The organism is Acetomicrobium sp. UBA5826 (genome assembly GCF_002433005.1).
GTDB lineage: Bacteria > Synergistota > Synergistia > Synergistales > Acetomicrobiaceae > Acetomicrobium.
In genome coordinates this window covers 48,463-56,882 of the sequence record NZ_DJHF01000023.1, presented here as the reverse complement: position 1 = coordinate 56,882, position 8,420 = coordinate 48,463, and the positions used below count along the sequence as shown (strand labels likewise).

11 protein-coding genes are annotated in these 8,420 nt (G+C 45.8%); 7 read left to right on the top strand and 4 right to left on the bottom strand.

The genetic code is table 11. The features are described 5' to 3' along the window. Positions 1-149: 149 nt before the first annotated feature. The 6 genes from B3N34_RS08600 (at position 150) to B3N34_RS08575 (ending at position 4,061) form a co-directional block, all read left to right on the top strand. Positions 150-803 carry a histidine phosphatase family protein gene (locus B3N34_RS08600; protein WP_286976895.1) on the top strand — a complete coding sequence of 218 codons (654 nt, stop codon included), beginning with the start codon at positions 150-152 and terminating at the stop codon, positions 801-803. Between the two features lie 48 nt (positions 804-851). Further along, a complete protein-coding gene (gene folP / locus B3N34_RS08595; RefSeq protein ID WP_286976893.1) occupies positions 852-1,700 on the top strand; it encodes a dihydropteroate synthase in 849 nt (282 codons plus the stop codon). Positions 1,701-1,705: 5 nt separating this feature from the next. Further along, positions 1,706-2,191, top strand: a complete 486-nt coding sequence (folK, locus tag B3N34_RS08590; protein ID WP_286976890.1) for a 2-amino-4-hydroxy-6-hydroxymethyldihydropteridine diphosphokinase — start codon at positions 1,706-1,708, stop codon at positions 2,189-2,191. 20 nt (positions 2,192-2,211) lie between these two features. Next, positions 2,212-2,913 (top strand): hypothetical protein, encoded by a 702-nt coding sequence (locus tag B3N34_RS08585; RefSeq protein WP_286976887.1) that lies wholly within the window; start codon positions 2,212-2,214, stop codon positions 2,911-2,913. Between the two features lie 211 nt (positions 2,914-3,124). Next, the gene (locus B3N34_RS08580; protein ID WP_286976884.1) at positions 3,125-3,841 is read left to right on the top strand and encodes a DUF554 domain-containing protein; all 717 of its coding nucleotides are present in this window, start codon (positions 3,125-3,127) and stop codon (positions 3,839-3,841) included. Between the two features lie 58 nt (positions 3,842-3,899). Then, a complete protein-coding gene (locus B3N34_RS08575; RefSeq protein WP_040348203.1) occupies positions 3,900-4,061 on the top strand; it encodes a hydrogenase expression protein HypA/HybF in 162 nt (53 codons plus the stop codon). Positions 4,062-4,131: 70 nt separating this feature from the next. Here the strand turns inward: B3N34_RS08575 and B3N34_RS08570 are convergent, their stop codons facing one another. The 4 genes from B3N34_RS08570 to B3N34_RS08555 form a co-directional block, all read right to left on the bottom strand. Continuing rightward, positions 4,132-5,052 (bottom strand): ArsA family ATPase, encoded by a 921-nt coding sequence (locus B3N34_RS08570; protein ID WP_286976908.1) that lies wholly within the window; start codon positions 5,050-5,052, stop codon positions 4,132-4,134. A 72-nt stretch (positions 5,053-5,124) separates the two neighbouring features. After that, a complete protein-coding gene (locus B3N34_RS08565) occupies positions 5,125-5,400 on the bottom strand; it encodes a hypothetical protein (RefSeq protein WP_009201624.1) in 276 nt (91 codons plus the stop codon). Between the two features lie 97 nt (positions 5,401-5,497). Further along, positions 5,498-7,138 carry a carbon starvation CstA family protein gene (locus B3N34_RS08560; protein ID WP_286976879.1) on the bottom strand — a complete coding sequence of 547 codons (1,641 nt, stop codon included), beginning with the start codon at positions 7,136-7,138 and terminating at the stop codon, positions 5,498-5,500. A 6-nt stretch (positions 7,139-7,144) separates the two neighbouring features. Further along, on the bottom strand, positions 7,145-7,678 hold the full coding sequence (locus B3N34_RS08555) for a hypothetical protein (protein ID WP_273701970.1): 534 nt from the start codon (positions 7,676-7,678) through the stop codon (positions 7,145-7,147). Between the two features lie 204 nt (positions 7,679-7,882). Here B3N34_RS08555 and rimI point away from each other — a divergent pair, with 204 nt between their 5' ends. Further along, complete coding sequence (rimI, locus tag B3N34_RS08550) at positions 7,883-8,368, top strand: ribosomal protein S18-alanine N-acetyltransferase (RefSeq protein WP_286976874.1); 486 nt, start codon at positions 7,883-7,885, stop codon at positions 8,366-8,368. Positions 8,369-8,420: the final 52 nt, after the last annotated feature.

Here is an 8,420-nt window from a genome sequence, read left to right as displayed (position 1 = left end):
CCTACAAATATTTTACGCGATCCAAATAAAGCTCTCTTTGGGAGGCCCCGATGAATTGCGCAAGTTTTACGACATCCCTATCCTGCGTTTTGGCTGAATTTAGGTGTAAAATTATCTGAACGAAGACCCGTACCCTGGAGGATGATAGAATGGCAAATCCGGCTGAAACAACCAAAATTATACTCGTCCGACACGGAGAATGTGAAGGAAATGTAGCGGGTTTATTCAGAGGGCGAAGCGACTTTCCTTTAAACAAAAATGGACTCAGACAAGCCCAATCTTTGGCAGAGGAGATAGCAAATTTGGAAAGGGTGGACTTCATATTCACAAGCCCCCTGAAAAGAGCCGTGGAAACCGCTCAAATAATTTCCCAAAGAATGAGTAATATCCCCGTGACGGCACTGCAGGGCTTTACTAATATATCTCTTGGTCCCTGGGAAGGGAGAAAAAAGAAGGAAATAATGCAGGAATACCCAGAAGAATGGAGCCTGTGGATAAAATCTCCGGAACGCCTCAAACTTCCAAACGCCGAAAGCATTTCAGACGTACAAAAGAGAGCTTTCTCCACTTTGGAATTTTTGGTACAAAAGCACAGAGAAAAGACTTTATTAATCGTCAGCCATCGTGCCGTACTTAAACCTTTGATAGCAGCATGCATTCAAATATCCGATCCCTATTTTTGGCGGATACACGTCGATACAGCTTCATATAGTATAATCGTGCACGACGAAGCTAGAGGCTATTGCCTAACCCTGCTCAATCAAACGAAACATTTAGAAAACTTCACGAGCGAATGGGTGTAAACTTTTTATAAAAAATCATAAAAAGTACCTAGCAGGGAGGTCGAAACCGTGGAAACCTTAATGTTACCGGGAAACCGCAAGTTGAACCTGGGAGAAAGACCCATGATTATGGGCATCTTAAATTTGACTTTCGATTCTTTTTACCCCCAAAGCAGGATAGGAGACGATAGAGAGACCCTTCTTCAAAGGGCGAAGAAAATGATAGAAGACGGTGCAGACATTTTAGACATCGGAGCAGAATCGACCCGCCCAGGAGCCGAACCCTTGTCCCTCGAAGAGGAAATGAAAAGATTGATCCCCGGCGTAGAATGCCTCAGAAAAAACTTTCCCGAGGCAGTGATATCCGTCGACACCTATAAAGCTGCCGTAGCCGAGGCCGCCGTCGAGGCAGGAGCTGATATAATAAACGACATATCGGGACTATCCTTTGATTCCAACATGGCGGATACAATTGCCCGCCTTGGGGTTCCCGTAATAATAATGCACATAAAGGGCACGCCGAAGGACATGCAAAAAGACCCGAGATATGACGACGTAATCGGAGAAATAAAGGAGTTTCTTGAGGATAAGATGGCATTGGCCGCAAAATCTGGGATAAAAAGAGAACAGATCGTCCTGGATCCCGGGTTGGGATTCGGTAAAAGAAACGAGGATAATCTGTGCATATTGAAAAACATCATGGAGTTCAGGTCTCTGGGAAGGCCAATTTTAATAGGGCATTCGAGAAAGGGAACCATTAGCAAAGTATTGGGATGCAAGGGCCCGGAGGAGGCGCTCTACGGCACTTTGGCTATTTCAGCATATTGTGCCTTAAATGGCGTAGAGATTCTTAGAGTTCACGATGTGCTGGAAAACAAACAAGTCGTTACCATGATAAGCGCTATTCAAAGGGCCTGATGGACATGGAAGCGGTAGGAATCGGCCTTGGCAGCAACATGGGAGATCGTTTAAACAACCTGCGCACGGCGGTACAGCTGCTTAAAAACGCCGGTTTTATAGTAAAAGGACAAAGCGATATCTTCGAAACGCCCCCTTTTGGCGTAAAGGAGCAACCATATTTTTTAAATGCATGTCTTATGGCTGAAAGCGACATGGAGCCGAAGAAAATTCTGCGACTTCTTAAAAGCATAGAGCTAAAGATGGGAAGGAAGCGACGGATGCGATGGGGGCCAAGGGAAATAGATCTTGATATTTTGTTTGTGGACAATTTGATCTATAGAGACGACGAATTGGTGATACCTCATCCGCGCCTTCAGGAAAGACCTTTCATAATAGTACCGTTGTTTCAAATATGTCCCAAATGGAAGCATCCTTTGCTTGGGGTTACCGTAGAAGATCTTTACAGAAACGTAAATATATCCGAGATCGTTAAAATAACAAACCTCTGATACGAAGGGAGATTTTGCCGGTGAAAAAAGCACTTCTTTCTATTTTCGTTGTCTTTTTCTTCCTGTTCATGCCTTTGGCGGAAACTGGTGCTTGGGCACTTACCGTTACGACCGCAAAAAAGTGTCCTCTTTATTTAGTTGCTGATGTTAAAAACGGTGTAATCGCTCAAGCTCATCTTGGCACGCCGGCCGGTTCCTACCCAATTAAAACTATAGAGGGCTATCTCTTATCTCGCCATGAGATTTTCACATTGAAAAACAAGGTGGAATCTCCAAGATATTTGTGGAGGCTGCACTTCGTTAAAGGAGACAGCTCCAATGAAATGATGCAGCTATGGATCGCCTATCTTCCCAATGAGCGAATAATAGAGGTAGCAAGCGGCAAAACGATAAATAACGACTGGACCAGGATCGTCTCTAAGCTCCCTTTGCCCGAGAGCGTCTTTCTTTTTCCCTCCTACGACCCCTTGGTAGAGGAACAAGCATTGCCATGCGTTTTCACTATTATCCTATCGCAAAAGGGATTATCCTTCGCACCTATGCCTAAAGTTTACGAACAGATCATTCCTTTGGCCATAACGTTCGCTCAATCAAAGGGCATATTCGAACAGGAGAAGGTTCAAAGGACGATCGGGATATTTACGCAGCTCGCCCAAGGCGAGAACGCCGATAATATAGCAAAAACCTTAAGCCTTAAGAAGGACTTCAAAATCACGTGGTAAACATAACTTCAAAAAAACTTCAAGCCCTATTTCTGCCTCTACAATCGGAAGATGGGGTTTTAGTGATCACCAAAGCTCAGTCGCTTCACGATACCCCCTTCGCCATAGCTGAATGGGGGATTTTCCGGGGATTAAGGTTGAGTATAGAATAAATTCCGTCTACCATGTAAAATTTCTTGCATGTATCTTTCGAGCAAGAGGAGGCTTTTAAATGTTCGACTTCATCAGCGCCATTCCTGCGGCCGGCTCTGTCATAAATGCCTTGGCTATTATTGCGGGCAGTTTAATAGGATTAATTATCAAGAAAAGGTTGCCAGAGCGCATCACAATGGTAGCATTTCAAGTCATCGGGCTTTCTGTATTAACCCTGGGGATACAGATGACTTTGCAGAGTAAAAACGTCTTAATAATGATATTGAGCCTGCTTCTTGGAGCAATTTTGGGAGAGGCTTTAGAATTGGAGGATAGGTTACAAAACGGGCTGAAGGGTCTTAGAACCAGGATGATAGAAAGGGGCTGGCAATTCGGAGGAGATCATCTGGTGGAAGGTTTTTTAACGGCCTTCCTGCTCTTCTGCATGGGATCGATGGCAATCTTGGGAGCCTTTGAAGAGGGCGTGGGGAAACCGCCCAACCTGCTCTTGGTAAAATCCATGATGGACCTGGTGTCCTCCATAGCGTTGGCATCTACTTTAGGGATTGGAGTCCTCTTTTCTGCCATACCGCTACTGTTATATCAAGGAGGTTTAACGCTTGGCGCCTTTTATCTCAACAGCTTCATATCCAACGCTTTGATAGACGAAATAACGGCAGTGGGTGGAGTGCTGCTTTTGGGGTTAGGTTTTTCCCTACTTCATTTAAAACACTTCAAGGTATTTAATATGATACCTTCCCTGCTCTTGGTGGTGATATTTTCTCTTTTTTTGTAAAACATAAATTCTCGAAGTCATGTATAATATAGGCAAAGGTAAGATGGGAGGTGTCATCATGAGAAAATTTCGTTGCCTCGTTTGTAAACATGAATTTGAGACAGAAGACGTCCCCCCAGTAATGAAGTGTCCGAAATGTTACTCTCGCTTTGTGGAATTGGTAGAAGGGGAACCGCTTAAAGGCAAGCCTTGGAGCAGCAAGACCTTCAGCGTACGTTAGAGCCCTTTCAGGTGAATTCGGTTTTAACATAAAAGCAGTAGGGGTANNTACCCCTACTGCTTTTATGTTATCACAACATTTCGGCAATTCGTCTTAGATTGTCCATTCCCCAGATGTCTTCATCGAGCAAATCAATTTCCGCCAATACCTTCTCTTTAAATTTCCCGTGGATTTCCCTTATATACCTGTTTTGAACCTCCCTGCGCTTATTCATAAAGGCGCCCTCCGCCGCTTGAGGTATAACGCCATTTACGACAACACCTGCGACTTTTATGCCCGAATGCTCCAGATATTGCATGGCCCTTTCCGTCTCGAAGATGGGCAACCTCTCCGGTGTCAATACGAACACAAAAGCCGTCTGCCGGAAATCGCTTAAAATATCCCAAGCCCTTTCAAACATGTTCTTCCTATTTTGAAGTATTCGCAAAACAGGATCATCGTTTTTGACCCCTGAGGCTTTTTCCAAAAGCTTTACGGCATTTTTCCTCTTTTCGATCAGGCTATTAATCCATAGCCCTAAAAGCTTGGGCAAAGACAAAAGCCTTAGAGTATGTCCTGTCGGCGCGGTATCGAAAACCACCACGTCGAATTTTCCCTCCGAACTTTCCATTATCTCAAGGAATTTATCGAAAATCGCAGCCTCCTCGGAGCCTGGGGACATGTACGCAGCATCAATTTGTTTTTGAAGTGCCTCTACGACAACATTGCTTACGACGCCAGAAAGTTGTCGTTTTATGCCTTCGACGTACTTTTTAGCCTCTACTTCCGGGTCTATTTCGACGGCAAACAGGCTGTCCGAAAGTTGCGCTCCCTTAGGACCGATGGATGTATCGTAGATGTCCGACAAGGAATGGGCCGGGTCTGTCGAAACGAGCAAAACCTTTTTTTTCATCTCCGAGGCTTTAAGAGAAAAGGCAGCGGCACAGGTAGTCTTACCGGTGCCGCCCTTGCCGCCGAAGAAAACATATTTTTTGTCGAATAAGGCAGCCATATTCAATAAAATTCACATCCTTCCAGTTGCTTGGTATAACCCTTATCGCTCACACGGAGCGAATGATTAACATCAGAAATCGAATTGAGCGGCCTTCTCCTCGAGCACCGTTCCTTTGATCGCCATCCGCTGTTGCCAGCCCTCTATTTCGTCAGCCAAATAGGGCAATAATTCTAAGGTGTAATAGGATGCAGGGTTGGGTATACCCAGAAGATCTCCGAAAAGAAGTAGCATGAAGGCATCGTTAGCTGCATATGCCTCTTTCATGACCATGGGGTGAGTTCTGTCGATGGGCCGCAACAAGGTAGCAAAGAAATCCTTCAAAAATGCCGAGGCTTTTTCGAACATCACCTTTCACCTCCCTTAAGAACTGAGCCGATAAATGGAGGGGCCGAAGGAAGACTTCGAAGCCATCCCTTCGACCCCTCCATTTGCCTTTTATTTTCTACGCTTCCTGTTTTTTTCTCTTCTTCGAAAGCACGTTATAGCTCAATACGATCAGAACGATTGCCAGGACGAAAAGCAGCCCTGCAAAGAATACTAATATGAAATTACCCTTTGCAATGTTGGATTGGACTAAAAAGACCAGGGCCGTCAGGGTAACGATAAACATAAAGATCATTGGGGCGATCAACATCTTGTTATTCATACCCTTGTTCGCCAGCCATGTAGCTACTGCCAGCAAAGCTACAGCAGCTAAAAGCTGGTTTGCCGATCCGAACATTGGCCAAATAACACTCCAACTTGTGAAGGCAAGATAAATCGAGATGCCTATAGTTATAACGGAAGCTACGTATCTGTTCGCCAAAAAGGACATTGGGGAAGAAGAACTACCGCTACTGCCGGCTTCGGCCGTTGTAGTCTCCTGGAAAAACTCCTGGAAGGCAAACCTGCCAAGGCGGGCAGCGGTATCCAGGGTGGTCAGGGCAAAGGCCGACACGGCCAATGCCACGAAGGTTTTGCCTGCCGTAGCCTCAATGCCGAAACTGGTCATGAAAGTAGCCAGGCCCGTTGAAAACACGTTTACGGGTCCGCCCTTCAACAGCGTAGCATAACCATCCGTCGTGAGGTAGACAGCCGAAAGGGTCGCCAAAATCGCCAATGCTCCCTCGATGAGCATGCCGCCGTAACCTATAACCTTTGCATCCCCCTCTTTATCCAGCTGTTTTGCCGTGGTACCTGAGGCCACCAGCGAATGAAACCCCGAGATGGCTCCACAGGCTATCGTTATAAAAAGCATAGGAAAAAGATACCCCTGAGTCGGATGTTTGAAGGTCGTTACCGCCGGCATGGCAATGGTCGGATGGTACAGAATCACTCCTACAAAACCTCCCAATATCATGGCATAGAGCAGAAAGGAATTGAGGTAATCCCTTGGCTGAAGCAGCATCCACACGGGCATGACCGAAGCACATATGATATAAAAGGATATCAAAATCAACCATGCCGATTTGGAGAGCTTGATCGGAAAACTAAGCCCAAGCCATATGCAAAGGGCCAACACTGCCAGCCCAACAAGAGTGCTCACCAACAGGGGCGCGTTTCTCCTGTATATGGAAAATCCAAATACCATAGCCAGCGGTATAAACAAAAGCGACGCCGTGGCAGTCTGCGGTGTAGCCACAAAGGTATCTGCCACGATATTAGCAAAGGCGGCAATGATGAGGACCAAGGTAAGCCAGGAGAAGAGCAGAAAGAGCCTTTTGGCCCCTTTGCCAACGTTTGCATCGATGATACCGCCAATGGAAAGCCCCTTATGCCTGATGGAAGCCATTAAAGACCCAAAATCGTGAACGGCTCCCATAAATATATTGCCGATGACTATCCAAAGCGTGACCGGCAGCCATCCAAAGACGGCGGCCAAAACGGGACCGTTGATGGGACCTGCTCCGGCTATCGAAGCAAAATGGTGACCCAGCAGCACCGGTGCCTTTGCTGGAACATAATCAACTCCGTCGTAAAGCTCATGGGCAGGGGTCTTCCCTTGAGGGTTCAAACCCCACTGCTTCGCTAGCCAACCACCGTAAAATATGTAAGCCAAAATAAAAAGCAAAAAGGTAACCAAAAGCAATAAAACACCACTCATATTACTTCACCTCCAAAACAGTATTTTTTCAAGGAAACCGCTCGATGCCGGTTTAACCTCAAAGTCTTCTTTCACTCCTTTGCCGCTGCCGTTACACCAAATCCTGCCGCTCGTCAAATCGACCAGTAAAAACCTCAATTCGCACCAACCCCTGAGGCCGAATCTGAAATAACGATTATGTTTTACTTTTTTAGAAAAGCTGATGACATCGCTAGCAGGCTTTTCGCTTAATATTACCACTAAGGTGAGAAAAGTGCACATATGATCGTCCCTTGGATTAACCCAAATATCACAGTGCGATGTAACCCAACTGCACAGCCCTTCTATCTCCCTTAAAAGAGGCCTGTCGTAACATTTAACCATCCTGTAATCGTGACTCTCGTAGGAATCGAGAGGAAAACCCAAGACAGTGCGTTCCGTCTTTACGTGGCACTCCGCATATAGATCAAAGGTCATCTTTTCTATTTTATAATCTTTGAAGACATCGAAATAATGCCTGTGCCTTTGCTCCAACATGGCCAGATAAGATCCTTTATCCAAAGCCGAACACCTCTTGCCAACTCGCTGAAAGGTAGCGAAGACGTCAAATATAAATTTTTATATATTCTACACCTAGATTATATAAGCAAGGTCACATATTCTCCACCCCTTCGACAATCTATCGTAATATTTAAAGGTTTGCCAATTCGCTTATAATTAAAAACAGAGGTAAACTTCGAGAATAACGATTGGAGTCCTTCTGAGATGTTGTTAGTCGATATTGAGTTTTGCGATTTTCATGATCTGGACGATATTTATTCGATAGAAAAGGAGGCACATCTCAACCCCTGGCCCTACGATGTCTTCGAAACCGATTTGAAATATAGAAGCAGTAGCATCTTTTACCTTGGGGCACGGTGGAGGGGAAAACTGTGCGGTTTTGGCGTATGCCGCCGAGAGGGGAGGGCTCTCAAAATAATGAACCTGGCAGTCCTCCCCGAGTTCAGGCGCCACAAGGTGGCCTCCCAGCTACTACTTGCCCTGGGCGAAGTAGGGCAAGAGCTCAACTGCAGGAAGGCCCTTCTGGAGGTGAGGATTACCAACCGTCCGGCCATAACGCTTTACGAGCAATTTGGATTCAAGAAATTGCGCGTCCTCTCCCGTTATTACGAAGACGGGGAGGATGCCTATCTAATGACTTCGCCTCTTCCGTTTCCAGGAGTCAAAGCAGAGGAAAGTGTCGATGCATAAATGCGAAAAGGCGATCCGGCCGTAAAAGGTCGGATCGCCTAAGCAGACCACA

Bases quoted from the DNA above. Each gene is read 5' to 3' on its own strand.
- B3N34_RS08560 (WP_286976879.1), bottom strand. From the start codon at position 7,138: ATGAGTGGTGTTTTATTGCTTTTGGTTACCTTTTTGCTTTTTATTTTG.
- B3N34_RS08570 (WP_286976908.1), bottom strand. From the start codon at position 5,052: ATGGCTGCCTTATTCGACAAAAAATATGTTTTCTTCGGCGGCAAGGGC.
- folK (WP_286976890.1), top strand. From the start codon at position 1,706: ATGGAAGCGGTAGGAATCGGCCTTGGCAGCAACATGGGAGATCGTTTA.
- B3N34_RS08580 (WP_286976884.1), top strand. From the start codon at position 3,125: ATGTTCGACTTCATCAGCGCCATTCCTGCGGCCGGCTCTGTCATAAAT.
- B3N34_RS08600 (WP_286976895.1), top strand. From the start codon at position 150: ATGGCAAATCCGGCTGAAACAACCAAAATTATACTCGTCCGACACGGA.
- B3N34_RS08565 (WP_009201624.1), bottom strand. From the start codon at position 5,400: ATGTTCGAAAAAGCCTCGGCATTTTTGAAGGATTTCTTTGCTACCTTG.
- rimI (WP_286976874.1), top strand. From the start codon at position 7,883: ATGTTGTTAGTCGATATTGAGTTTTGCGATTTTCATGATCTGGACGAT.
- B3N34_RS08575 (WP_040348203.1), top strand. From the start codon at position 3,900: ATGAGAAAATTTCGTTGCCTCGTTTGTAAACATGAATTTGAGACAGAA.